Raw genomic sequence first — 22,283 nt, 5'->3', positions numbered from 1 at the left:
GGAGATATGGAATCGTTCGAACGCTTCGTCGACCGGCCGTTTCGGTCGAAGATCGACGACGAACACCGCTAAATTCCCAGCCCCTCAGTTGTACGTGCTTGCTGGCAGCGGAGTGACGGAGAACGCCGCCAAAGCCCCAGCCGCTCGGCTGTACGCGGTTGATCCCGGATCGTCGGTGAATACCTCCAAAGCCCCAGCTGCGAGGCGGGCGCACGCTCGCTGCGCTCCTCGGTCGGTCGCTCGTTTCACTCGCTCCCGCCCTGCGGTGCTTACGTCGCCTGCCCCCGCCTCGCGGCTGCCCCTTTGAGTCCGACCCCTTACAGCACCGCAACCGCGCCTCACACCTCCCCAGCCTCGCCGCTCGCTCGGGACTCCCTTCGGTCGCCCACGTCGCTCGCGGCGTCCCTCGCGCGTGCGCCTCGCGGCCGCCTTCGGCGGCCACCCGGAGGCGCACGCCACCGCCCCGCGTTGATCGTTTATAAACAGTCGTCGCCGTCGCTCGCTCCGTTTAAGTATCATCTCGCTGTCGAAGGTCCCGACGCGCACTCCCGTTATCGCCCCCGCAGTCCCAACAGCTCCCGCGTCTGCTCGGGCGTCGCCACGGGCCGCCCCAGCTCCTCGGCGAGCCGCGCCGCGCGCGCCACCAGTTCCTCGTTCGTCGCCAGCTCGCCCTTCTCGTAGTACCGGTTGTCCTCTAAGCCGACGCGGACGTGCCCGCCGAGCAGCAGCGACTGGGTCGTCATCGGGAGCTGGTGGGGCCCGAACCCGATCACGTTGAACTCCACGCCCGCAGGCAGCGCTTCGACGCGGTTGATCAGGTTCCGGGGGTGCGGCGGCGACGTGGTCCCGCCGCCGAACAGGAAGTTGAGGTACGGCGGCTCGTCGAGCTCGTCGAGGATCGCCAGCGACTCGTTGAGGTGGCCGTCGTTGAACACCTCCAGCTCGGGCTTGATCCCCCGGTCTCTCATCTCGTCGTGGAGCGACGAGACGAGTTCGCGCGTGTTCTCCGAGGTGAGCCGGTCGTAGCGGTTGAGCGGCCCCATGTCGAGCGACGCCATCTCGGGCGGGGGGTCGGTCCGGAGCGGCTCGTGTCGGAGGTCGTCCGGGGCCGCGGTCCCGCCGGTCGAGTGTTGGAGGACGGCGTCGTCGGTGGCTTCTCGGACCGCGTCAGTGACCGCCTGAAACCGCTCGGCCGAGAAGGCGCGCTCCCCGTTCTCGCGGCGCGCGTGGAGATGGAGCACGCTGGCGCCGGCCTCCTCGCAGGCGGCCGCGGCCGACGCGATCTCCTCGGGGGTCTCCGGGAGGCCCGGGTGCGCCTCCTTGCCGTGGACGCCGCCGGTGAGCGCCGCGGTGACGATCGCGGGCTTCCCGTCGAGGTAGTCGGAGTAGGTCATCGGTCGGCGTCGGGGGTCTCGCCCTCGCCCTCGCCTTCGGTCGGTTCCGGCTCGACGTAGAACTCGCAGTCCGTCGCGGGGTCGAGCCCGTACCGCGCGTTACAGACGTCGGCGCGCATCGGCTGGACGAACGACTCCGTCACGGTGCAGAACGCGCGGGCGGTGTCGAACGACCTCCCGTCGCCCTTCTCGCGGTACGCCAGGTGCGGACACGTCTCGGCCATGGCGAGGAGAGGCGGGCCGGCGGCTTGAAACCACGCGTCGAGGGACGCTCCCGATCTGACCGACGCTGTTTAACCGAACGCCCGAGAACGTGGCCGCATGGAGCCGGTCGACGACTGGCGGGCGGCGATCGCGGAGGCCGGGGAGCTCACCGGCCCGATCGCCGCCGCGATCGTCGACGAGCACGGCGACCGCGGGCAGCGCGCGATCGAGGCGGTCGGGGAGGGCCGCGTGAAGCGCTACCGCGATTTCACCGTCGTCGTCGGCCACGACGACGAGTACGTCGTCGAGGAGGGCGAGTGCACCTGCGCGGACGCGACGTACAACCTCGACGCCGAGGACCCCTCCGAGCGCTGCTGGCACGCGATCGCGGTCGACGTGGCCGACGCGGTCGGCGCGGTCGACCACCACGACATGTGGTACTCGGAGGTCCGCGAGTTCCTGTGAGCCGGTCCGCTCCCGAGCGGTGACGGCGTAACGGAACGGCCGCCGTTCAGCCGGATGAGGCGCCGAGACACCGGATTTTCCACCCCCGCCAGTCGAAAACGTTTACAACGGCGGCCGGTCTCTCCTACGGTATGGCGGACTGTCCACTCGCCGACGACTGCCCCAGTTTCGACGAACGAATCGAGGGGATGGGGTGTCAACACTACGGCAACAAGGGCGGCGCGGAGTGGTGTAACCACTACGACATGCCCATCTACGAGCTGAAACAGCAGCCGGTCCAGCCCGGCGAGGAGGTCGTCGTCGAGGTCGACGACATCCACGAGAGCGGCGCGGGCGTCGGCCGCACCGACGACGGCTTCATCGTCCTCGTCGACGGGCTCCTCCCGCCGGCGCGCGCGGAGGTGCGGATCCACCGCGTGAAGTCGAGCCACGCGACCGCACAGGACGTCGTCGAGCGCCTCCCCGAGGACCCGGACGAGGAGGGCGACGAGGACGACGCCGAAGCGGGCGCCGAGGGCGACGACGCCGAGGCGGACGACGAGGGCGACCGACGCCGCGACCGCCCGGACCGCGAACGGCTCGGCAGCCGCGAGAACTTCTGGGGCAAGTGAGCGCGTCCCGGGGTGGCCCCGCCCCACGGACAGTCCGGACGCCGCCGATCGACCGGTTTCGGGCCGGCCGACCGAACCCTTCGGCCCGGGTCGCCGAAACCGCCGTTTTTTGACCGAGCGTCCCCTCGTCGGGAGTATGGTCGCAGACGACGGTCCGTCCGACGCGGTCGACGACGTCGGGGACGTCGACGCCGCCGCGCTGCTGGAACGGGCCGGGTTCGACGCCGACGAGAGCGTCCTCACCGACCGACAGGCGGAGGTGCTCGCGCTGCGCGAGCGGGGGCTCCGGCAGTCCGACATCGCCGAGCGGCTCGGCACGTCGCGCGCGAACGTCTCCAGCGTCGAGGCGAGCGCCCGCGACAACGTCGAGCGGGCCCGGGAGACGGTCGCGTTCGCGGAGGCGCTCGCCGCGCCGGTCCGCGTGGAGATCGAGGCCGGCACGGACCTGTACGACGCCCCGAAGCGCGTCTACGACGCCTGCGACGAGGCGGGCGTGAAGGTGAACCAGACCGCGCCGGACCTGATGAAGACGATCGGCGACCGCGCCGGCGACGCGGTCCACGGCCGCGAGGTGCGCAGCCGCCTGTTCGTCACGGTCGACGCGAACGGGCAGATCCGCGTGCGACAGCCCTGAGCCGCGCCGGCCGGTCGACGCCCCGCGATCCGGCTCCTACTCCGCCAGCCGCTCCGCGACGCCGACGAGCGTCGCGCCCGCGGTGACCGTCGCCTCGCGGGCGACCGAGTAGACGACCCCGTCGCGGTCGGCCGTCGCGGTCTGCAGCGGCTCGAACGTCGCCGGGTCGTGAACGACGCCGAGCCGCTCCCCCTCGACCACGTCGTCGCCGACGTCGAGGTCGCGCGCCGGCGTGAACAGCCCCGACTCGGCGGCGTTCACGCGCCCGAGGTGGTTCCGCGCGACGGTGCCGTCCCACGGCTCGGGCTCGCCGGGGAGCAGCCCCTCCCGACGGAGGACACCGAGGGCCCCTTTTAGTCCGACCTCGACGGCCTCGGGGACGACCTCGCGGCTGTGCGCGAGCTCCGGCGTGACCGTCGGGATCCCCTCTCTGGTGGCGACGACGCGGAGCTTGCCCGCGAAGCCGCGCTCGCTCCACTCGGCGTCCGCCTCGTCGCCCGCGGCCTCCGCGAGCAGGAGGTCGGTCCCGAACGCCTCCGCGAGCGACCGGCACGCCTCGTCGCCGCGCATGTAGACGGCGTGGGTGAGCATCGCCAGCGACCCGGTGTGGAGGTCGACGATCGCGTCCGCCGCGCCCGCGAACGCCCAGAGCCGGGCCGCCATGCGCTCGTGGAGCGTCCCCTCGTCGTCGCCGGGCCAGCAGCGGTTCATGTTCGACCGGGTCGCGTCGAGCGACTCCGGCGTCGTGTACGAGACCCGGTCGAACGTGAGCGGGTCGGCGACGGGGACGGTCACGAGGGTGCCGTCGAGGTCGTTCGCGTCCGCGGTCGTCGGGTCCCCGCCGGTCAGCCGCTCATGGAGCCGCCGGAGGACCGCGGTCCCGTTCACCTCGCGGCCGTGTTGGGCGGCCTGCGCGTAGACCACGGGGCCGCCGTCGGCCGGGATATCGAGCTCGGGGCCGTCCGGCCCCGCCGTGAGGCGCCCCTCGCCGTAGACGTGGACGGTCGTCCGGACCGGGACGCCCGAGGGGAGCCGCGCGAGGACGAGTTCGCTGGCGTCGTGCATACCGGAGGGTCGGCCCTGACGCGCTTATGAATTGCCTCGGGGTCAAGCCCGGAGGCTTCCTGTTTCCACGACGCGCTTTGCAGACACCGAATGGATGTCCGTAGGGAGCGCAGTCTCCACAGGCGTATCTTCGGGCCATCCCAGCCCTAACTCAGAAAATCCGCGTTGCAGGACGTTCATCGCTGCGTTCGCATCACGGTCACACTCGAAACCACACGACGGACAGGAGTGTTCCCGAACCCAGATAGGTTTCGATGTTTCCACACCACACCGAGCGCACTCTTTTGTTGTTCCTCGGGCTTCGACTTGAACGACGTGAGTACCGTACAACTCAGCCTTGTATTCAAGCAGTGTAATGAACTGCCGCCACGCCGCATCCTGCTTGTTCCGGGCGTTGTGCGACTTCTCAAGCATTCCCTTTACGTCCAAGTCCTCAACGAACACAGCGTCGTACTCACGGACGAGCCACATCGTGAGTTTGTGCTGGTAGTCAAGTACCTTCCGACGAATATGGCGCTTGATTTTTGCCACTTCATAGCGTTGTTTCTCGTAGTTGTTTGACCCTTTCTCCCTGCGAGACAACTTGCGTTGTTCGCGGCGAAGACGCTCATACTTGTCTTCGAGGTCAAGCCAGTCCACAGTCGTCCCGTCTGATGTGTGGATGTAATTGAGGATGCCCAGGTCGATACCCACACTGTTGGCCGCGCCAAGAGATTCCACATCCGATTTCTCAGGCAGGTCGGCCTCGTTGGTTTCGAGACCAAAAGAGACGAACCACTCGCCAGTCGTCTCCTTCTTGAACGTGACCTCCTTGACGGTGGCGTTATCGGGAATCGGGCGGTGGTAACGGATTTTCACCCACCCGATTTTACTGAAGCGGACGTAAGCATACCTTTCGCGGCCCCTCTTTTCATCGAGGTCGAAGCCGGACTGATTGTACGTCACGCTCCGGTAGTCGGTTGGTGATTGCCGTTTGAGCCGACCAACGTTGTAACCCTTCTCTTTCTTTTTGCGAAGGTTCGAGAGATTACGGTGGAAACGTGCGACTGTAGCTTGCGCGGCCTTCGAGTGCAATTCCGCGAACACAGACCATTTGCGCTTCCACTCAGGGAGTTTGTTGTTTTGGTCGTACTCACTCGGTTTGTCGTCTTCGGGACTGTTCGTGTAGTCCCATCGGACGTGATTGTAGAGTTGGCGATGAACGTTGAGATGGCGTTGCAGTCCTTCCGCTACTTCTTCTGTCGGGTAGGCGTGGTAGCGGTGACTGTATTCCATCGCTGTCTCCTGAGTATTGATATGTCGACTTAATGGTTTGTATCACGAGTTGTCGGCCTCATCCTCGAGGTCAAGCCTCAGGGTATTCGCCTTGTTTCCCGATAAATCGAGGCGGGAGGTGACGCCGGCGCTGCTCCGCCGGGTCGATCGCAGTCGCCCCCTCCGCCGGGTCGACCGCGGACGCTAAGTCGGTGGGTCGTCGAGACGGAAGCGAGATGCGGGTCACGCTCCTCGGCACCGGCGACACGACCGGGACGCCGACGGTCGGCTGCGACTGCGACACCTGCGCCGCGGCGCGCGAGCGCGGGGTGTCGCGCTCGCGGTTCTCCGTCCACGTCGCCAACGAGCGCACCGGCGAGTCGCTGCTCGTCGACTTCAGCCCCGACTTCCGGAGCCAGTTCCTCGATAACGACGTGTCGCTGCCCGACGCCGGGCTCGTGACGCACATCCACTTCGACCACCTCGACGGCCTCGGCAACGTCTACCGGCTGGTCGACGGGCTCCCGGTCCACGCACCGAACGAGACCGACCCCGCCACCGACGAGAGCGTCGCCGAGACGATCCGCGACAAGTACGACTACCTGGAGGACCGGATCGGGGTGCACGCCCGCGAGCCGTTCGAGCCGTTCGAGACGTGCGGCTTCGAGGTCCGGTTCGTCCCCGTCGACCACCCGCCCCTCCTCTGTTACGGCGTCGTCGTCGAGGACCCGGAGACCGGCGGGACGCTCGCGCTCACGGGCGACACGAGCTACGACGTGCCCGAGCGCTCCCGCGAGGCGCTCGCCGGCGCCGACCTCCTGCTGGCCGACGCCATCGTCCCCGCGGCGCTCTGCGGGCACCACCCGATCGGCGGGCGCCACGAGGGGCCCGACGGCGTCCCCCGCACCTTCGGGACGAAGCACATGACCCGGGAGGGGGCGCTCGCGCTCGCCGACGAGCTGGGCGCCGCCCGGACCCGGCTCGTCCACGTCGCGCACTACTACCCGCCGGACGAGGCGTTCGCGGAGCCGCTCGCGGTCGACGGCGAGACGTACGAGCTGTAGCGAGGGCGGCGGCCCCCGCGAGCTGTAGCCTTTTGTCTCGGTAGCACGTACCACGCGTAGATGGCTGCGACGGACCGGCTCCGGACCGCGCTCGACCGCCTGGAGCCCCCGCCCCGCGCGGTCGACTGGTCGCTGTTCGCGTTCGTGACCGCCGAGGTCGGCACCGGGCTCGTCTCGTTCACCGTCGGCGTCCCGGAGGGGTGGCCGATCTTCTGGCTCCACCGCGCGCTCGGGCTCTCGATCGTCGCCCTGCTCGCGTGGAAGCTCGCGCGCGTCCGGCGCCGTCTCACCGACCCGACCCTGTGGCGGCGGTCGACGGCCCTGTCGGTCCTGACGCTCGTCGCCGCGCTCGGCGCGCTCTCGACCGGAATCGTCTGGGTGTTCGGGCTCGACGTGCGGCTCTCCTACTGGACGCTCCTCTCGGTCCACGTCGGCTTCGGACTGCTCCTGCTCCCGCTCGTGGCCGCGCACGCGACGACCCGGTTCCGGCTCCCGCGCCGGGTCGACTTCGAGCGCCGTCGGACCGCGGTCCGCTACTTCGCGCTGCTGGCGGCCGGCGGCGCGACGTACCGGCTCCAGCAGGGGCTCAACGACCTGCTCGACACCGCCGGCGCGGACCGGCGATTCACCGGCTCTCAGCCCCGCGAGGGCGACGGGAACGGGGCGTTTCCGATCACCTCGTGGGTCGCCGACGACCCGGACCCGATCGACCGAGACGCGTACCGGCTGACGGTCGACGGGCTCGTGAGCGACCCGGTCGAACTCGACGCCGACGAGCTGGCGGCGGGCCACGAGACCGAGGCGCTGCTCGACTGTACGAGCGGCTGGTACACGGTCCAGGAGTGGGGCGGGATCCGCGTCGGCGACCTGCTGGACGGGGCCGGTGAAATCGATGACGACGCGGCCTACGTCCGGTTCACGTCGGTCACGGGCTACCGCTGGAGTCTCCCGATCGAGGAGGCCGAGGAGGCGCTGCTCGCGACGCACGTCGGCGGCGAGCGCCTGAGCCACGGCCACGGCGCGCCGGCGCGGCTCGTCGCGCCCGACCGGCGGGGATTCCAGTGGGTGAAGTGGGTGACGCGCGTCGAGGTCCGGTCGGAGTACGACCTCGGGCAGTGGGTGGTGACGCTGGTGAGCGGGTTCGACTGAGCGGCAGTCGCGTTCACGGCCCCGGAGCGCCCGACTACTCGTACTCGTTGCCGACGACCTCGCGGATGCGCTCCGCGGTCACCGGCCCCACGCCCTCGACCTCCAGGAGGTCGTCCTCGGGCGCGGTCATCACGGCCTCGACGGTGCCGAAGTGCTCCAGCAGGGTCCGGGCCGTGACGGGGCCGATATCGGCGATGGCGGAGACGACGTACTCCTGCTGTTCCGCGCGGGTCTTCGTCGTCTTCTCGCCGTGGACGCTCACCTCGCGGTCGCGCGTCTCCTGCTCCCGCTTGGCGATCGTCGCGAGCAGTTCGGTGGTGTCGTCCTCGCCCTCGGTGCGGAGCACGCTCACGTCGAAGTCGACCGCGAGCGACGCGAGCGCGCCCCGGATCGCGTTGGGGTCGATGTCGCGCTGGCCGTAGAGGTTCGTCCCCTCGACGACCATCACCGGGCGGGCGTACGCCCGCGAGAGCTCGCCGACCTGCTCGAACATCGACCGGTCGGCGTCGAGCATCGAGTCGACGAAGTCGGCCGCCGACTTGCGCTCGACGGCGACGCGGTCGGAGAGCACGTAGTCGCCGACCGCGAGCGTCTCAAGCCGGGTGACGAGCCCGTCGCGCGTCGAGAGGTCCTTCGCGATGGAGGAGTCGAGCTCGCGCTGGTCGACGACGACCTCGACGCCCTCGTCGACGCCGGCAGTGGCGACGACGCCGTCGTCGGCTTCCGTTTCCTCGTCGGCGCTCTCCTCGCCGGCCCGCGCTTCCTCGGCGAAGTTGGTGAGGCCGGCGTCGTCGCCGCCGGCGGCGTCGTCGCCATCGTCGTCGCTGTCGGCGTTCTCAGCCGGGCCGGCGTCGACGTTCGCGTCGCCCTCGGTCCCGGATCCCCCACTGAACGCGTCGAGGCCGGCCTGCCCGTCGTCGCCGACCGTCTCCTCGATGTCGTCGGTGGCCTCCTTCAGCTCGGCGAGCTGGCTGGCCATCTCCTTCTCGCGGCGCCGCGAGATCCAGAAGAACGCCTCGTCGCGGGTGTCCTCGGCCATGAGGACGACCACCTTCCCCTCGGCCTGCCGACCGGTCCGGCCCTTGCGCTGGATCGAGCGGATCGCGGTCGGGACCGGCTCGTAGAAGCAGACGAGGTCGACCTCGGGGACGTCGAGCCCCTCCTCCGCGACGGAGGTGGAGACGAGCACCTCGAACTCGCCCGCCTTGAACTCGTCGAGCGTCTCCTGCTGCTCCGTCTGGCTCATCCCGTCGGAGCCCTCCTTGTCGCCCTGGCCGACGAACTTTCGGACGTCGAAGCTGGCGGAGAGGAACTCCACGAGCGCCTCGGCGGTGTCGCGGGACTCGGTGAAGAGGATGGCTCGCTCGCCCTCGTTGATGCCGAGGGTCTCGGCGAGGAGGATCCGCGCCTTCGAGAACTTCGGGTGGAGCCCGTCGAACGACTCCGCCTTCCGCATCGCCTCGCGCACCTTGGGGTCGGCGACCATGCGCTGGCTCGCCTTCGAGGCGCCCGACGAGCGGGCGGCCTCGCGCTGGCGCTCGAAGTACCGCCGGACGGACTCGACCGACTGCGTCTCGACCAGCTCGGTCGCGCGCCGGAGCTTCATCACCTCGGCGTGGGTGGACATTCCCTTGTACCCGTCCGACTGGTCGTTGTCCATCATTTTCTTCAGCTTCCCCCGCATCTTGTTCAGGTCCTTCTGCGAGAGGTCGGGGTTCGTCGTGTTCGTCACGCCGAGCGACTTGAGCTTCTCCAACCGGTCGGTGATCACCTCGTTGAGCGCGTCGCGGATCTCCAGGACCTCGTCGGGGAGCGTCACCTGCTCCCACTGGACGTCGGTGTCGTGGGTGTACTCGTCGACGTCGGCGTCCTCCTCGGTCATCACCTCCACGTTCGAGAGCCCGAGGTTCTCGCAGACCGTCTCGATCTCCTCGGTGTCGCCGCCGGGCGAGGCCGACATCCCGGTGACGAGCGGGTCGGCCGCGTCGGCGTGGTAGCGCTCGGCGATGTAGACGTACGCGTAGTCGCCGGTCGCGCGGTGGCACTCGTCGAAGGTGAGGTGGGTCACGTCGCGCAGCGAGATCCGGTTGCCGACGAGGTCGTTCTCGACGACCTGCGGGGTCGCGATCACGATCCGGGCGTCGTCCCAGAGCGCCGCGCGGTCGTCCGGCTTCACGTCGCCGGTGAAGACGACGATCTCGTCGTCCGGAATCTGCAGCGCCTCGCGGTAGAAGTCGGCGTGCTGCTGGACGAGGGGTTTGGTGGGGGCTAAAAAGAGCGCCCTCCCGCCGACCTCGCGGAGGCGCTCGGCGGTGACGAGCAGGCTGACCGTGGTCTTGCCGAGGCCGGTCGGGAGGCAGACGAGGGTGTGGTCGCGGGCCGCGGACTCCGCGAGCTGGAGCTGGTAGCGGCGCTCCTGGAGGAAGTCGTCGACGAGCAGGGGTCTGTCGATGCCGGCGGCCTCTGTCGCCATCGGCGGGGCTTCGCCGCCGTCGGCCTAAAGCCTTCGCGAAGCGGGGTGAAAGTTATCGCTCGGCGGAACGCTCCTCTCGGTGCTCCTCGGGCACGTCCTCGTCGACCAGCTCCGCCCACTCCGCGAGCCGGTCTCCGGATGGTGTCTGCGCGCTCATCAGGGGACGGATCTCCGTGGTACGTCTTAACAGTTTCTCCGATTCCACACGATCTGTCATCGGTTCGGCGCCGGTCGGGGGTCGCGAGCACCGGGATCCGGGGGATCCGACCGCGACTCGCACGCCTTTTAGGGTTCACGCGCGTCCGACCGGTATGAGCAAACTCGACGCGTTCCTCGCCGGCGAGCGGCTCGACGACGTCGTCTTCTACCTGAACGACGCGTACCTCGACGACGACTCCCGGCTCCGGAACGTCGGGACCGAGACGGACGGCGGCGTCCGGCTGATCCTCGACGGCGAGACCGGCCGGTCGGCGTTCGAGGCCGGCACGGGGATGGGCGCGATGGAGTTCGCGAAGACGGCGATGGGCGCCGAAGGCGAGATCGCCCGCTCGCTCGACGGCGGGGAGTGTCCGTTCGCGGACGACGCGGGCGGGGACCCCGACGGCCACGCCGTCAGCTTCGTCTTCGCGTTCGCGGAGGCGCAGAACGAGGAGGTCGGCGGGCTCTACGCCGAGGGCGACGTGGTCCACGCGTACGCCCGCTGCGCGTGCGGCGAGAGCTACTCGCACAAGTGGATCGTCGGCGACCGCGACGATTGAAGCGTGGAAAACGCGGCGGAGCCGGCCTTACTTCCCCTCGGGCGCGTCCTCCTCCGGCACCGACCCCTCGACGAGCGACCGGTCGGCGTACCGCTCCCGGAGGTCCTTCTTCGAGAACTTCCCGGTGGCGGTCTTCGGGACCTCGTCGATGAACTCCACCGCGTCCGGCACCCACCACTTCGGGTACTCCTCGCGGAGGCCGGCCTCGATCTCCTCGACTAAGGCCTCGCGGTCGACGCCGTCCGCCGCGACGACGAACGCGACCGGCCGCTCCTGCCAGCGCTCGTGGGGGACGCCGACGACGGTCGCCTCGCTCACGCCGTCGTACGCCATGATCGCGTTCTCTAACTCGACGCTGGAGATCCACTCGCCGCCCGACTTGATCACGTCCTTCGTCCGGTCGACGAGCTCGAGGTAGCCGTCCTCGTCGACGGTGACCACGTCGCCGGTCTTCAGCCAGCCGTCGACGAACTCCGCCTCGCTGGCCTCGGGGCGCGCGAAGTACTCCTTCGTGACCCACGGGCCGCGGATCCGCAGCTCGCCGAACTCCTCGCCGTTCCAGGGGACCGCCTCGCCGTCCTCGTCGATGACCTCGAACTCAAGGCCGGGGACGACGAGCCCCTGCTTCGACCGCTTGTCGACCCGCGTCTCGTAGTCGGCGTCGCGCAGGTCGCTCGTGAGGTGCGAGACGGTGCCGATCGGCGACAGCTCCGTCATCCCCCACGCGTGGAGCAGCTCGACGCCCCGGTCGTCGTACCACTCGATCAGCGACCGCGGGGCGGCCGCGCCGCCGACGATCACGGTGTCGAGCGTCGAGAGGTCGACCTCGTTGCCCCCCTCGATGTACTCGCGGAGGCCGAGCCACACCGTCGGGACGCCCGCCGAGACCGTCACGCCCTCCTCCTCGATCAGCGCCGCGAGGTCGGCCGGGTCCGGCGACGGGCCGGGGTAGACGTGCTTCGCGCCCGCCGCGGTCGCGGTGAACGGCATCCCCCACGCGTTGACGTGGAACATGGGGACGACCGGCATCACCACGTCGGAGTCCTCCATCGGGATCCCCTGCGGCGTCTGCGAGGCCATCGTGTGGCTCCACAGCATCGACTGCGTGTACTCGACGCCCTTCGGCTTCCCCGTCGTCCCCGAGGTGTAACAGAGGCCGGCGGGCCGGTCCCCGTCGAGGTCGGGCCAGTCGTACTCGGTCGGCTGGTCCGCGACGAACTCCTCGTACGGCGTGGCGTCGAGCGCGTCGATCTCGGTCGAGCCCATGACGACGAAGTCCACGTCGGCGAACTCCTCGGCGCCCTCGGCCGCGCCCGCGAGTTTCCCCGCGAGCGACGGGTCGACGAAGACGATCTCGTCGTCCGCGTCGTCGACGATGTACCGGACGTGCTCGTCCGGCAGGAGCGGGTTGATCGTGTGGAGCTGCGCGCCGCTGCTCGGGACGCCGAAGTACGTCTCGAAGTGCCGGGTGTGGTTCCAGCAGAACGTCGCGACCCGGTCGCCCCGCTCGATCCCGTGCTCGTCCAGGGCGTTCGCGAGCCGCGCCGTGCGATCGGCGTACTCGGCGTAGGTGTGTCGCGTCCGTCCCTCGTGCGTCCGGGAGACGATCTCGGTGTCGGGGTACAGTCGTTCGGCGCGCCACAGGAACGGTCGGAGCGTCTGCGCGTGTCCACCTGGCATACCTCACACACCACGGATTCGAGAACTATGAACATTCGCATGATTGATAGTGAGGGATCGGCGGCGTGAGGAACGCGTCCGGAGCTCGGGCGCTCGTTTATAACCGGTTATTGATAGATCGTGGGTGAACGCTCCCAAATCCCCAGCCGCTCGCTTCGGCGTATCTGCTGTGAGACCATGGGCGAACGCTCCCAAATCCCCAGCCGCGAGGACGGTGCACGCTCGCTGCGCTCCTCACTCTGTCGCTCACTTCGTTCGCTCCCTCGTTGCGGTGCTTGCGTCCCCTGCACCGTCCTCGCGGCTGCCCCTTCGAGTCCCACCCGCCCGCACAGCACCGCAACCTCACACCTCCCCAGCCTCGTCGGGCGGCCTCCGCGTTGCTCCGGCCGCCCGACTCCCTCGCGCGGCGCTCCTCGCGCCCTGTGGGCGCTCGGAGGCGCGCGCCGACCGCACGATAGTAATTAAAAGAGTCCGCTATCCACGGAAGAGGCTCGCGTGCACCGGCGCGTGGTCCGACTCGGGCCGCGCGGACTCCTCGCCCGCGCCGCCGTCGTCGGAGACGGCCCGCCCCTCGACCCCCTCGGCGAGGAAGTCGCGGAGCGGCGGGCCGACGTGTTCGGGCTCGACGAGGAACGCGTCGTGGCCGTGGTCGGAGTCGATCACGTGGTGGGCGACGGGGACGTCGCGCTCGCGGAAGGCGGTCGCGAGCGACGCCGACTGCTCGACGGTGAAGTGCCAGTCGGCGGTGAAGCTCAGCAGGAGCGCCTCGCCCTCGAAGGCGGCGAGCGCGTCGGCGTCGGTGCCGTGGCCCGCGGAGAGGTCGTACTCGTCCATCGCGCGCGTGAGGTAGAGGTAACTGTTCGCGTCGAAGCGCTCGCTGAACCCCTCGGCCTGGTAGTCGAGGTACGACTCCACCTCCCGGTACGGGAAGAAGGCCGCCGTCGGCTCCGGCGGCAGCCCGAGGTCGCCCTCCTCGCGCGTCAGCGAGTCGCGGCCCGCGGAGCGCCGGCCGAACTTGCGCTCCATCGACGCCTTCGAGAGGTACATGATGTGGCCGATCTGGCGGGCCAGGGCGAGCCCCTCGCGGGGCGCGGGGCGGTCCTCACCGTAGTAGTGCCCGCCGTTCCAGTGGGGGTCCGCGCGGATCGCGCGGCGGGCGACCGCGTCGAGCGCGAGGCACTGGGCGTCGAGCCGTCCGGCGGTCGCGATGGGGACGATCCGGTCGACGTCGTCCGGGTAGCGCTTCGCCCACTCCAAGACGTTCATGCCGCCGACGCTGCCGCCGACGACGGCGCGCAGCCGCCCCACGCCGAGCTGGTCGAGCAGGCGCCGCTGGGCGCGCGCCCAGTCCTCAACCTGCACCGGCGGGAAGGCGGTCCCCCACCGGTCGTGGTCGGGCTCGTCGGGGAGGTCGAGGTCGGCGGGGCGCTCGCTCGCCGGGCCGGTCGTGCCGTAACAGGAGCCGGGGACGTTCGCGCAGACGACGAAGTACTCCGTCGTGTCGATCGCCTTCCCCGGGCCGACGATGTCGTCCCACCAGGCGCGGGCCTGCCCGGCCTGTCCGGCGTCCCGTTCGGGCGAGGGCGAGCGCGCGACGTTCTGGCTCCCGGTGAGCGCGTGGCAGACGAGCACGACGTTGTCGCCGTCGAACTCGCCGTGCGTCTCGTAGGCGACCTCCAGGTCGGGGACCGACTGGCCGCACTCGAAGACGAACTCGCCGAGCGAGACGGTCCCCGCCTCCGAGGGCGTCGTGCTCATCTCACTCTCCTCCGGCGGCGCGCTCGCCCGCCGCCAGCCCGCGGTCGAGGTCGGCGATCACGTCGTCGGCGTCCTCGATCCCGACGGAGAGCCGGAGCATCTCCGGGTGGACGCCGGCGAGCCGCTGCTGGGTCTCGTCCATCTGCGCGTGGGTGGTCGAGGCCGGGTGGATGACGAGCGTCTTCGCGTCGCCGATGTTCGCGAGGAAGCTCGTCAGGTCGACCGACTCGCAGAACGTCTTGGCGGCCTCGTAGCCGCCGTCGACGCCGAACGTGACCATCCCCCCGAAGCCGTCGAGGTACTCGGCGGCGTTGCCGTGGCTCTGGTGGTCCTCGAAGCCGGGGTACGCCACCCAGTCGACCCGGTCGTCGTCGCGGAGGAACTCGGCGACGGTCCGGGCGTTCTCGCAGTGGCGCTCCATCCGGAGCGGGAGGGTGTTGAGCCCCTGGATCGTCTGCCACGCGTCGAAGGGGGACTGCTGGCCGCCGGTCGGGCGCACCCCGCGCTGGCGGGCGACGTTCGCGAACGCCGCGTCGCCGAACCGCTCGACGAAGTCGATGGGGAAGGCGGGCGACTCGCCGTCGAGCTCGTCGTAGTCGGCGTCGGGGTGGTCCCACGGGAACCGCCCGCCGTCGACGACGACGCCGCCGACGGTCGTCCCGTTGCCCGTGATCCACTTCGTCGTCGACTCCCAGGTGATGTCGGCGCCGTGCTCGAACGGCCGACAGAGGTACGGCGTCGCGAACGTGTTGTCGACGACGAGCGGGACGGCGTGCTCGTGGGCGATCTCGGCGAGCCGCTCGAAGTCGGGCGTGACCAGCGAGGGGTTCGCGATCGTCTCCACGTGGACGAACGCGGTGTCCTCGTCGATCGCGTCCGCGTACGCCTCGTAGTCGAGCGTGTCGACGAGGCGGGCCTCGACCCCGCGGCGGTCCGCGATGCTCGTGAGGTACGCGGCCGTACCGCCGTACATCTCGGCGCTGGCGACGACGTTGTCGCCCGCGCTCGCGAGCACGGTCGTTATCGCGTCGAAGGCGGCCATCCCCGAGCCGGTCGCGACCGCGTCCGAACCGCCGGAGAGGTCCGCGAGCCGGTCTTCGAGGGCGCCCACGGTCGGGTTGGAGAGCCGGGAGTAGATGTGGCCCTCCGCCCGGAGCGCGTACATCTCCGCCGCCGTGTCCGCGTCGTCGAAGACGAACGAGGTCGTCTGGTGGATCGGGGTCGCGCGCGACCCGGTCGCCGGGTCGGCCTCGGCGCCGGCGTGGAGACTCCGGGTGTTGAACCCACGTGTCATGTGTCTAGTGCATATATCTCAAGATATCTATAACCATCAGTTACGGCAAGTGATGCCTCCGCCTGTGTCGGCGCGGCGGGAGCGACGCGAGTCCGGCCGTCTCCCACCGACCCGGCGAAGCGTGAGTTTATCCCCGATCGCGAGCCAACGAGGGGTAATGGCAGTCGCCGACCCACCCGTGCCGGAGCTCGCCGGACGCGCGAGCGCCTGCGCCGACCGGCTCCGCGCCGCGGACCGCGTGCTGCTCGCGTCCCACATCGACGCCGACGGGCTCACCAGCGGCGCGATCGCCTCGACGGCCCTCGGGCGGGCGGGGATCGACCACGAGGTCGTCTTCGAGAAGCAGCTCGACGCCGAGTCGGTCGCGGGGATCGCCGCCCGCGAGTTCGACGTGGTGCTGTTCACCGACTTCGGCTCCGGCCAGCTCGACGTCATCGCCGAGCACGAGGCCCGCGGCGACTTCGTCCCCGTCATCGCGGACCACCACCAACCGGCCGACCGCGACACGGAGTTCCACCTCAACCCCCTGCTGGAGGGGCTCGACGGCGCGAGCGAGCTGTCGGGCGCGGGCGCCAGCTACGTGCTCGCCCGGGCGCTGGAGGGGCCGGACGGCGACAACCGCGACCTGGCCGGACTGGCGGTCGTCGGCGCCGTCGGCGACATGCAGGACTCCGACGGCGGGCTCGCCGGCGCCAACGAGGCGGTCGTCGCCGACGGCGTGGACGCCGGCGTCGTCGAGACGCGCACCGACCTGGACCTGTACGGGAGACAGACCCGCCCGCTCCCGAAGCTGCTGGAGTACGCCTCCGACGTGACGATCCCGGGGATCTCGAACGACGAGGCGGGGGCGATCTCGTTTCTGACCGACCTCGACGTCGACGTGAAGCGCGACGGGGAGTGGCGGCGCTGGGTCGACCTCGACGGCGAGGAGCGCCAGGTGCTCGCGTCGGCGCTGATGCGCCGCGCCGTCGCCTCCGGCGTCCCCGCCGACCGGATCGAAGCGCTCGTCGGGACCTCCTACACCCTCGTCGACGAGGAGCCCGGGACCGAGCTGCGGGACGTCAGCGAGTTCTCCACCCTCCTCAACGCCACCGCCCGGTACGAGCGGGCCGACGTGGGGCTCGCGGTGTGTCTCGGCGACCGCGGCGACGCGCTCGCCGAGGCGCGGCGCCTGCTCCGGACCCACCGACGGAACCTCTCCGAGGGGCTCCAGTGGGTAAAAAACGAGGGCGTCACCGACGAGGAGCACCTCCAGTGGTTCGACGCCGGCTCGCGCATCCGCGAGACGATCGTCGGCATCGTCGCCGGGATGGCGATCGGGTCGCCGGCCCTCGACCGCTCGAAGCCGGTGATCGCGTTCGCGGAGGAGAGCGCCGCGGAGCTGAAGGTGTCCTCGCGGGGGTCACACGCCCTCGTGCGACGCGGGCTCGACCTCTCGGCGGTGATGCGCGAGGCGAGTCGGGCCGTCGGCGGCGACGGCGGCGGCCACGACGTGGCCGCGGGCGCGACGATCCCGATCGGCGAGCGCGACGCGTTCCTCGCCGAGGCGGACCGGCTGGTCGGCGAACAGCTCGCGTGAGTCGGTCCGGCCGCCGCCCCGGAGGGTCGGACCGCTCCGGTCACCGCAGCGTCGCGTAGGTCAGCAGCGAGACGGCGAGCAGTTCGAGCACGCTCATTCCGAGCACGACCCGACCGACCAGCGGGTCCATCGCGTACAGCGTCCGCATGTTGCTGAGGAAGAAGGCCACCGAGACCAGGTTCTCGACCAGCAGGACCGCGCTGAACCCCAACAGCCCCAGGAGGAGCGTCGACCCGAACTCGCGGTAGTTGTCGAGCCACACCGCGGCCAACACCGCCAGCATCGCGCTGTTGACGCCCGCGATCAGGACGGCGACCCCGGTCGGCGTCGCGGGGTTCATCCGGCGTCCACCTCCGACGTGATCTCCTCGAACGCGTCCGCGTGGCGCTCGAAGCGGTCGGTGAGGAAGTAGAGCTTCCCGTAGTCGTGGTCGCTCGGCTCGACGACGTCGTGGTCTTGCAGCATCTCGAGGTGGTGTGTGATCGTGTTGTAGTCGACGTCCAGTTCCTCGGCGAGTTCGTTCGCGTTCCGGGGGCGGGCGCGGAGTTCCCGGACGATCCGGACCCTGTTGGCGCCACCGCGGCTCGCGACGAACAGGTACCACCTAATACAGCGAGGGAGTCCTGCCGTTCAGGGCGGGCGGGAATCGCGCCGTGAGCAACACCCAACCGCAAAACACTATGCTAATCAACTTCCCAATTCATATAAATACATAGCACCACATGTGATGTATAGATGGAGCTTCAACGTACCGCTGTCGTGAAACTCTCCGTTCCCAACGACCGCCGGGACGACCTGAAGGAAACAATGGATACCTTCAGGAACGCCGCCCAGCGGTTCGCTGATCGAGGATGGGAGGGCAACAACGACGGGTACGTGATTACCTCTCGCTCCCAGCTTCAACCATACCTCTACGACGACATCCGAAATGAAACCGGATTGCACTCTGACCTCTGTGTTGCTGCGGTCAACCATGCTGCCGATGCACTTCGTGGCGTCGTTGAGCGCATGAAAGAGGGTGAGAAAGTTTCCAAGCCGGTGTTCACGTCGAACACGACCGTTTACAATACCAGTGCAATCAGCTATTTTGATGGGTATTGTACGCTTGCCGCCTACGGCAGTGGTCGTGTGAAAGCCGAATACGTCTATCCAGACGATTCCATTCAGGCTGAGTACATGGAATCAGACGAATGGGGCAAACAGGGGGCGAAGCTTCGATACGACCAGCAGACAGATACCTACTACCTCCACGTCTCAGTCAAGCAGGAACGTGACGACACGCAGGAAGAAGCCGAGGGCCGAACAGTCCTTGGCGTAGATCGCAACGTGGACGGGTATCTCGCTGTGACCAGCTCTGGTGCGTTCATCGGTAACGCAGACCTATTGAACCACAAACGCCGCGAATACGAACGCCGACGCGGCAACCTACAACAGACCGGAACGCGATCAGCCCATCTCACAATCCAGTCGATTGGTGATCGCTTCGCCAATTGGAGCGAGAACTATCTACACCATGTGTCGAAAGAGGTAGTTACTGAGGCTGTCGCCAACGGGTGTGAGACGATTGTACTGGAAGACTTAGAGAATATCCGAGAGCGGATGTCGGATCTCTCAAAGTTCCAGCAGTGGGCGTTTCGAGAGCTATCGCGGAAGATAACCTACAAGGCGAAGGCTGAAGGAATCACTGTTGAAGTGGTGAATCCAGCCTACACAAGCCAGCAGTGTAGTCATTCCGAGTGTGGGTTCACACATGAGGATAACCGCGACGGCGATGAGTTTGTGTGTCAGAAGTGCGGCAAAGAGCTACACAGCGACTACAACGCAGCGCGAAACATAGCAGCGCGGTATCTCCGGAATCGGCGTAAGTCTGGTTCCGGAGGGGCAACCAATCACCTTGCCCTGAAGTCAGGAACAGTGAATGGGAGCGGCGATTTCACGCCCACCGTATCACGCGGGTAGACCGGGAGTTCACTGACAAACCCCGGCGTTTACGCCGGGTGTAGGTGATAGGGCCTTCTCTATCTGACGTACTGGTGTGTCCGGTACGTGATGAAAGTCGTTTCGACCCGGACGGTGGTCCGGTGAGCGTTGCGGGACGGTGGTTCGGTGAGCGTCGCGGGACGACGCTCCGGGAGCAGTCCCGCGGCGGTCGACGCGTCAGCCGACCGTTCGGCGGACCCAGCCTGACGACCCGGTCGGCGACGGGTCGGAGCGCTCTCGGATCTGGCGGTTCCCCTCGCCGTCGACCGCGCGGACGACGACCTCGTGCGTCCCGTCGGGGTCGAAGACGTGGCGCCACTGCCGCCAGACGTCGGCGTCCGGGAGGGGGTCGGAGAGGGCGGCGTCGCTCCACGAGCCGCCGCCGTCGGTCGAGACCTCGACCCGCTCGATCCCGCGCGTTCCGGCGTACGCGTGGCCGGCGAGTTCGATCCGGCCGTCGTCGAGCTCCGTGATCCCCTCGTCCCAGAGCTTGGCGACCGTCTTCACCTCGCCGGTCCCCTCCCAGCCGCGCTCCTCCCAGTAGCCGTCTTCCTCGACGTTCAGCAGCTCGATCTCCGAGAGCCACTTCACGTTCGTCTCGCCCCAGTGGCCCGGGATCAGGACCCGGACCGGGTGGCCGTGGCCCGTCGGGAGCTCCTTCCCGTTCATCCCCCACGCGAGGAACCCCTCGGCGAGCACGTCGACCGGGAACTGGACGTAGTAGCCGTCCTCGCCGCGCAGCATCGCGCAGTCGCAGTCCCCCTGCGGGTCGACGGACTCGAGCAGCGGGCGGATCGGGGTCCCCGTCCAGACGGCGTTGTCCAGCTTCCGCCCGTTCAGGTCCTCGCCGACGCACCGGAGCGTCACCGCGCGGTGCTCGACCGGGCGGTCGATCAGCTCGTCGAACGTGACCGTCCGTTCGGCACCGGTCTCGCCGGTGAACGTCAGCGACCACTCGGTCGCGGCGACCTCCGGGTCGAACTCCGCGATGTCGACGTTGTAGAACTCGCCGATCGGGCTCGCCATCCCGAGGAGCTCGTCGCTCTCGACCGCCAGCGAGGCCGATTCGAGCTCCCGAAGCCGCTCGGCCGCGCCCTCGGACCGCGGGGCGTCGGCGAGCGTCCCGTCGTCGCTCCCGAGCGACCGCCGGCCGACGACCGTCGCCGCGGCGAACCCGAGCGCCCCCGCGACGGCGCCGAGCGTCCGTCGCCGCACCGCGTCCACGGCGCCCGCCGCCGGCTCCGCGACGGGGGAGTCGCCTCCGGACGCCGGATCGGGTGCCTGCGGGGGGAGCCCGCCGACCGCGACGACCGCCGCCGCGGGGATCGCCGCGCCCACCGCCTGCGTCGGGCCTCCGGCCAGAGCGGCGGCGAGCAGCCACGAGACGAGGCCCGTCGCCGCGGCGCCGGCCAGCGACCGATCGGTGCGCGCGGAAAGCCTGAGGCCGGCGAACGCGACCGCACCGAACAGCCCGATCACGACGGCGAACGCCATGGCGATGTGGATCAGGTGACCCGCGTCACCGACGGTCTCGATCATGAAGGTCACGATCGGCCCGGGCGTCAGGTTGACGATGGCCTGGTCGACGGGGCGGACGACGAAGGACGGCGTCCAGCCCGTGACGAGGTACGAGCCGGCGACCGCGGCCGTCCCGGCCGCCGCCGCGAGCAGCGAGTTCCGTTGCTCGGTAACGTCTCTCATAGGTTATCTCGGGGTTACAGTCACTTGAACCACGTCCTCGGCGGCCGGGTAGTCGTGGCCGTCGTCGACGTCGCTCAGCCGCCGCACGGTACCCCCCTCGTCCGCGCCCTGTGCGGGATCGTCCTGCGCGGGCGCCTGGTCGGGACCGAAGCCGGGCGGTTCCGCGTTCGGCTCGGTCCCCGCGTCGAACAGCGCCACCGCGTCGGTGACGTCGCCGTCGACCGGCTCGCCGTCCGGGGGCCAGAGCGCGACCCCCGCCTCGCCCGTCGACACGAAGACGTCGTTCGACGGGACGAACATCGAGGCGAACGAGAGGCGCTGACCGGGCGCGACCGCGGCCTCGAACTCGAAGGCGCCGCCGGGCGCGATCGGCGGAGCGCCCGGGACCTCTCCCGTCGGGTCGTTCGGGTCCGCGACCGTGTCCGCGGGGACGTACGCCCCCGAATCGCGGACGCCCGTCGACGCCTCGAGCTCGTCGACGAGCCCGTCCTCCCCCTCGAACCCCGTCGGCGGTCCGGCCTCGGCCAGCGCTTCGAGCCCGATCGACGCCGGCTCGCCGAGCTCGTATATCGGGTTCTCGCCCGCGTGCACGGCGTACGCGCCCGGCGTGACCCAGACGGCGCCGTCGGTCGACGCGTCGGCGGGATAGAAGTCCGCGGGCGCGACGTTCTCGATCCGAACGCGGACCGTGGCGGATTCCGTCATCCCGTCGCTCTCCTCGTCCGTCCCGTCGCCGTCCGTCCCGTCGCCGTCCATCCCGCCGCCGTCCGTGTCGTCTCCGCCGCCGTTCATCTCCCCGTCGCCGTTCATCCCGCCGTTACCGGTGTCGTCGCCGTCGCCCCCGCCCCCGCCGAGGCAGCCGGCGAGCGCCAGCGTCGCCAGTCCGCCGCTCGTCGCCAGGAACCGTCGCCGCGTGTCTCGGTCCGTCATGTCCCCGACGAGGGCGATGACGTGGATATAGATTTTTCAACTATCGGACAACATCGGTGCGGAGTCGGGGCGAGATCCGTTCAAACTTCCTCCGGAGTCCGGCCGCTGTCGTCGAGATCAGCGACGGGGGGCACCGCGAGGAGCTCGAGAGCGATCGGACGGAAGAGTCAGTAGGGCGTGCGCGACGCCGGGTCAGCATTTTCGAGGTGGAGCCCCCGACCTCAAGGGGCGAACGGAGTGAGCGAGTAGCCCGGAAAGGAAACCGACATGGGACGACACAACCGCCACAC

20 protein-coding genes are annotated in these 22,283 nt (G+C 69.3%); 8 read left to right on the top strand and 12 right to left on the bottom strand.

Annotated features, from left to right (window positions below; translation table 11 throughout):
* Positions 1–551 precede the first annotated feature (551 nt).
* Positions 552–1,394, bottom strand: a complete 843-nt coding sequence (locus ACFQMF_RS03535; RefSeq protein WP_256407674.1) for a beta-keto acid cleavage family enzyme — start codon at positions 1,392–1,394, stop codon at positions 552–554.
* Positions 1,391–1,618 carry a hypothetical protein gene (locus ACFQMF_RS03530; RefSeq protein ID WP_256407675.1) on the bottom strand — a complete coding sequence of 76 codons (228 nt, stop codon included), beginning with the start codon at positions 1,616–1,618 and terminating at the stop codon, positions 1,391–1,393. Before ACFQMF_RS03530 ends, ACFQMF_RS03535 begins: the two co-directional genes overlap by 4 nt.
* A gap of 97 nt (positions 1,619–1,715) precedes the next feature.
* Between ACFQMF_RS03530 and ACFQMF_RS03525 the strand changes: the two genes are divergently transcribed.
* From ACFQMF_RS03525 to ACFQMF_RS03515, 3 genes are all read left to right on the top strand, one after another.
* Positions 1,716–2,063, top strand: a complete 348-nt coding sequence (locus ACFQMF_RS03525) for a hypothetical protein (protein ID WP_256407676.1) — start codon at positions 1,716–1,718, stop codon at positions 2,061–2,063.
* Positions 2,064–2,194: 131 nt separating this feature from the next.
* Positions 2,195–2,674 (top strand): TRAM domain-containing protein, encoded by a 480-nt coding sequence (locus ACFQMF_RS03520; RefSeq protein ID WP_256407677.1) that lies wholly within the window; start codon positions 2,195–2,197, stop codon positions 2,672–2,674.
* Between the two features lie 136 nt (positions 2,675–2,810).
* On the top strand, positions 2,811–3,308 hold the full coding sequence (locus ACFQMF_RS03515) for a Tfx family DNA-binding protein (RefSeq protein WP_256407678.1): 498 nt from the start codon (positions 2,811–2,813) through the stop codon (positions 3,306–3,308).
* A gap of 36 nt (positions 3,309–3,344) precedes the next feature.
* Here the strand turns inward: ACFQMF_RS03515 and ACFQMF_RS03510 are convergent, their stop codons facing one another.
* Both ACFQMF_RS03510 and ACFQMF_RS03505 read right to left on the bottom strand, forming a co-directional pair.
* Positions 3,345–4,373, bottom strand: coding sequence for a succinylglutamate desuccinylase/aspartoacylase family protein (locus ACFQMF_RS03510; protein ID WP_256407679.1), 1,029 nt, complete (start codon positions 4,371–4,373; stop codon positions 3,345–3,347).
* A gap of 42 nt (positions 4,374–4,415) precedes the next feature.
* On the bottom strand, positions 4,416–5,648 hold the full coding sequence (locus tag ACFQMF_RS03505; protein WP_256407680.1) for an RNA-guided endonuclease InsQ/TnpB family protein: 1,233 nt from the start codon (positions 5,646–5,648) through the stop codon (positions 4,416–4,418).
* Positions 5,649–5,863: 215 nt separating this feature from the next.
* On the opposite strand from ACFQMF_RS03505, the gene ACFQMF_RS03500 reads away from it, so the two are divergent.
* Together ACFQMF_RS03500 and ACFQMF_RS03495 are read left to right on the top strand one after the other, a co-directional pair.
* The gene (locus ACFQMF_RS03500; protein ID WP_256407681.1) at positions 5,864–6,691 is read left to right on the top strand and encodes an MBL fold metallo-hydrolase; all 828 of its coding nucleotides are present in this window, start codon (positions 5,864–5,866) and stop codon (positions 6,689–6,691) included.
* A gap of 60 nt (positions 6,692–6,751) precedes the next feature.
* Positions 6,752–7,840: a molybdopterin-dependent oxidoreductase gene (locus tag ACFQMF_RS03495; RefSeq protein ID WP_256407682.1), complete on the top strand. Its 1,089-nt coding sequence runs from the start codon at positions 6,752–6,754 to the stop codon at positions 7,838–7,840.
* 34 nt (positions 7,841–7,874) lie between these two features.
* Here ACFQMF_RS03495 and ACFQMF_RS03490 read toward each other — a convergent pair whose 3' ends face one another.
* Complete coding sequence (locus ACFQMF_RS03490) at positions 7,875–10,313, bottom strand: DEAD/DEAH box helicase (protein WP_256407683.1); 2,439 nt, start codon at positions 10,311–10,313, stop codon at positions 7,875–7,877.
* A 311-nt stretch (positions 10,314–10,624) separates the two neighbouring features.
* Here ACFQMF_RS03490 and ACFQMF_RS03485 point away from each other — a divergent pair, with 311 nt between their 5' ends.
* Positions 10,625–11,071 (top strand): DUF5807 family protein, encoded by a 447-nt coding sequence (locus tag ACFQMF_RS03485; protein ID WP_256407684.1) that lies wholly within the window; start codon positions 10,625–10,627, stop codon positions 11,069–11,071.
* A gap of 27 nt (positions 11,072–11,098) precedes the next feature.
* Here the strand turns inward: ACFQMF_RS03485 and ACFQMF_RS03480 are convergent, their stop codons facing one another.
* The 3 genes from ACFQMF_RS03480 to ACFQMF_RS03470 all read right to left on the bottom strand — a co-directional run bounded on the left by ACFQMF_RS03480 (position 11,099) and on the right by ACFQMF_RS03470 (position 15,803).
* A complete protein-coding gene (locus tag ACFQMF_RS03480) occupies positions 11,099–12,751 on the bottom strand; it encodes a long-chain fatty acid--CoA ligase (protein ID WP_256407685.1) in 1,653 nt (550 codons plus the stop codon).
* 474 nt (positions 12,752–13,225) lie between these two features.
* The gene (metX, locus tag ACFQMF_RS03475) at positions 13,226–14,509 is read right to left on the bottom strand and encodes a homoserine O-acetyltransferase MetX (protein ID WP_256407686.1); all 1,284 of its coding nucleotides are present in this window, start codon (positions 14,507–14,509) and stop codon (positions 13,226–13,228) included.
* Position 14,510: 1 nt separating this feature from the next.
* Positions 14,511–15,803 (bottom strand): O-acetylhomoserine aminocarboxypropyltransferase/cysteine synthase family protein, encoded by a 1,293-nt coding sequence (locus ACFQMF_RS03470; protein ID WP_256407687.1) that lies wholly within the window; start codon positions 15,801–15,803, stop codon positions 14,511–14,513.
* A gap of 157 nt (positions 15,804–15,960) precedes the next feature.
* Here ACFQMF_RS03470 and ACFQMF_RS03465 point away from each other — a divergent pair, with 157 nt between their 5' ends.
* A complete protein-coding gene (locus ACFQMF_RS03465) occupies positions 15,961–17,382 on the top strand; it encodes a DHHA1 domain-containing protein (RefSeq protein ID WP_256407688.1) in 1,422 nt (473 codons plus the stop codon).
* A 40-nt stretch (positions 17,383–17,422) separates the two neighbouring features.
* On the opposite strand, the gene ACFQMF_RS03460 is transcribed toward ACFQMF_RS03465, so the two are convergent.
* Complete coding sequence (locus ACFQMF_RS03460) at positions 17,423–17,722, bottom strand: DUF8036 family membrane protein (RefSeq protein ID WP_256407689.1); 300 nt, start codon at positions 17,720–17,722, stop codon at positions 17,423–17,425.
* Complete coding sequence (locus ACFQMF_RS03455) at positions 17,719–17,991, bottom strand: ArsR/SmtB family transcription factor (protein WP_321169209.1); 273 nt, start codon at positions 17,989–17,991, stop codon at positions 17,719–17,721. Before ACFQMF_RS03455 ends, ACFQMF_RS03460 begins: the two co-directional genes overlap by 4 nt.
* A 126-nt stretch (positions 17,992–18,117) precedes the next feature.
* Between ACFQMF_RS03455 and ACFQMF_RS03450 the strand changes: the two genes are divergently transcribed.
* A complete protein-coding gene (locus ACFQMF_RS03450) occupies positions 18,118–19,341 on the top strand; it encodes an RNA-guided endonuclease InsQ/TnpB family protein (protein ID WP_256407691.1) in 1,224 nt (407 codons plus the stop codon).
* A 198-nt stretch (positions 19,342–19,539) separates the two neighbouring features.
* Here the strand turns inward: ACFQMF_RS03450 and ACFQMF_RS03445 are convergent, their stop codons facing one another.
* On the bottom strand, positions 19,540–21,063 hold the full coding sequence (locus ACFQMF_RS03445; protein ID WP_256407692.1) for a molybdopterin-dependent oxidoreductase: 1,524 nt from the start codon (positions 21,061–21,063) through the stop codon (positions 19,540–19,542).
* A gap of 3 nt (positions 21,064–21,066) precedes the next feature.
* Positions 21,067–21,993 carry a spondin domain-containing protein gene (locus ACFQMF_RS03440; protein ID WP_256407693.1) on the bottom strand — a complete coding sequence of 309 codons (927 nt, stop codon included), beginning with the start codon at positions 21,991–21,993 and terminating at the stop codon, positions 21,067–21,069.
* Positions 21,994–22,283: the final 290 nt, after the last annotated feature.

This window comes from Halorubrum rutilum (genome assembly GCF_042665015.1).
Taxonomy (GTDB): Archaea; Halobacteriota; Halobacteria; order Halobacteriales; family Haloferacaceae; genus Halorubrum; species Halorubrum rutilum.
This window is presented reverse-complemented; position numbering and strand designations above follow the sequence as displayed.

Bases quoted from the DNA above. Each gene is read 5' to 3' on its own strand.
- ACFQMF_RS03485 (WP_256407684.1), top strand. From the start codon at position 10,625: ATGAGCAAACTCGACGCGTTCCTCGCCGGCGAGCGGCTCGACGACGTC.
- ACFQMF_RS03495 (WP_256407682.1), top strand. From the start codon at position 6,752: ATGGCTGCGACGGACCGGCTCCGGACCGCGCTCGACCGCCTGGAGCCC.
- ACFQMF_RS03515 (WP_256407678.1), top strand. From the start codon at position 2,811: ATGGTCGCAGACGACGGTCCGTCCGACGCGGTCGACGACGTCGGGGAC.
- ACFQMF_RS03470 (WP_256407687.1), bottom strand. From the start codon at position 15,803: ATGACACGTGGGTTCAACACCCGGAGTCTCCACGCCGGCGCCGAGGCC.
- ACFQMF_RS03525 (WP_256407676.1), top strand. From the start codon at position 1,716: ATGGAGCCGGTCGACGACTGGCGGGCGGCGATCGCGGAGGCCGGGGAG.
- ACFQMF_RS03500 (WP_256407681.1), top strand. From the start codon at position 5,864: ATGCGGGTCACGCTCCTCGGCACCGGCGACACGACCGGGACGCCGACG.
- ACFQMF_RS03530 (WP_256407675.1), bottom strand. From the start codon at position 1,618: ATGGCCGAGACGTGTCCGCACCTGGCGTACCGCGAGAAGGGCGACGGG.
- ACFQMF_RS03445 (WP_256407692.1), bottom strand. From the start codon at position 21,063: ATGAGAGACGTTACCGAGCAACGGAACTCGCTGCTCGCGGCGGCGGCC.
- metX (WP_256407686.1), bottom strand. From the start codon at position 14,509: ATGAGCACGACGCCCTCGGAGGCGGGGACCGTCTCGCTCGGCGAGTTC.
- ACFQMF_RS03505 (WP_256407680.1), bottom strand. From the start codon at position 5,648: ATGGAATACAGTCACCGCTACCACGCCTACCCGACAGAAGAAGTAGCG.
- ACFQMF_RS03440 (WP_256407693.1), bottom strand. From the start codon at position 21,993: ATGACGGACCGAGACACGCGGCGACGGTTCCTGGCGACGAGCGGCGGA.
- ACFQMF_RS03465 (WP_256407688.1), top strand. From the start codon at position 15,961: ATGGCAGTCGCCGACCCACCCGTGCCGGAGCTCGCCGGACGCGCGAGC.
- ACFQMF_RS03490 (WP_256407683.1), bottom strand. From the start codon at position 10,313: ATGGCGACAGAGGCCGCCGGCATCGACAGACCCCTGCTCGTCGACGAC.
- ACFQMF_RS03450 (WP_256407691.1), top strand. From the start codon at position 18,118: ATGGAGCTTCAACGTACCGCTGTCGTGAAACTCTCCGTTCCCAACGAC.
- ACFQMF_RS03480 (WP_256407685.1), bottom strand. From the start codon at position 12,751: ATGCCAGGTGGACACGCGCAGACGCTCCGACCGTTCCTGTGGCGCGCC.
- ACFQMF_RS03510 (WP_256407679.1), bottom strand. From the start codon at position 4,373: ATGCACGACGCCAGCGAACTCGTCCTCGCGCGGCTCCCCTCGGGCGTC.
- ACFQMF_RS03460 (WP_256407689.1), bottom strand. From the start codon at position 17,722: ATGAACCCCGCGACGCCGACCGGGGTCGCCGTCCTGATCGCGGGCGTC.
- ACFQMF_RS03520 (WP_256407677.1), top strand. From the start codon at position 2,195: ATGGCGGACTGTCCACTCGCCGACGACTGCCCCAGTTTCGACGAACGA.
- ACFQMF_RS03535 (WP_256407674.1), bottom strand. From the start codon at position 1,394: ATGACCTACTCCGACTACCTCGACGGGAAGCCCGCGATCGTCACCGCG.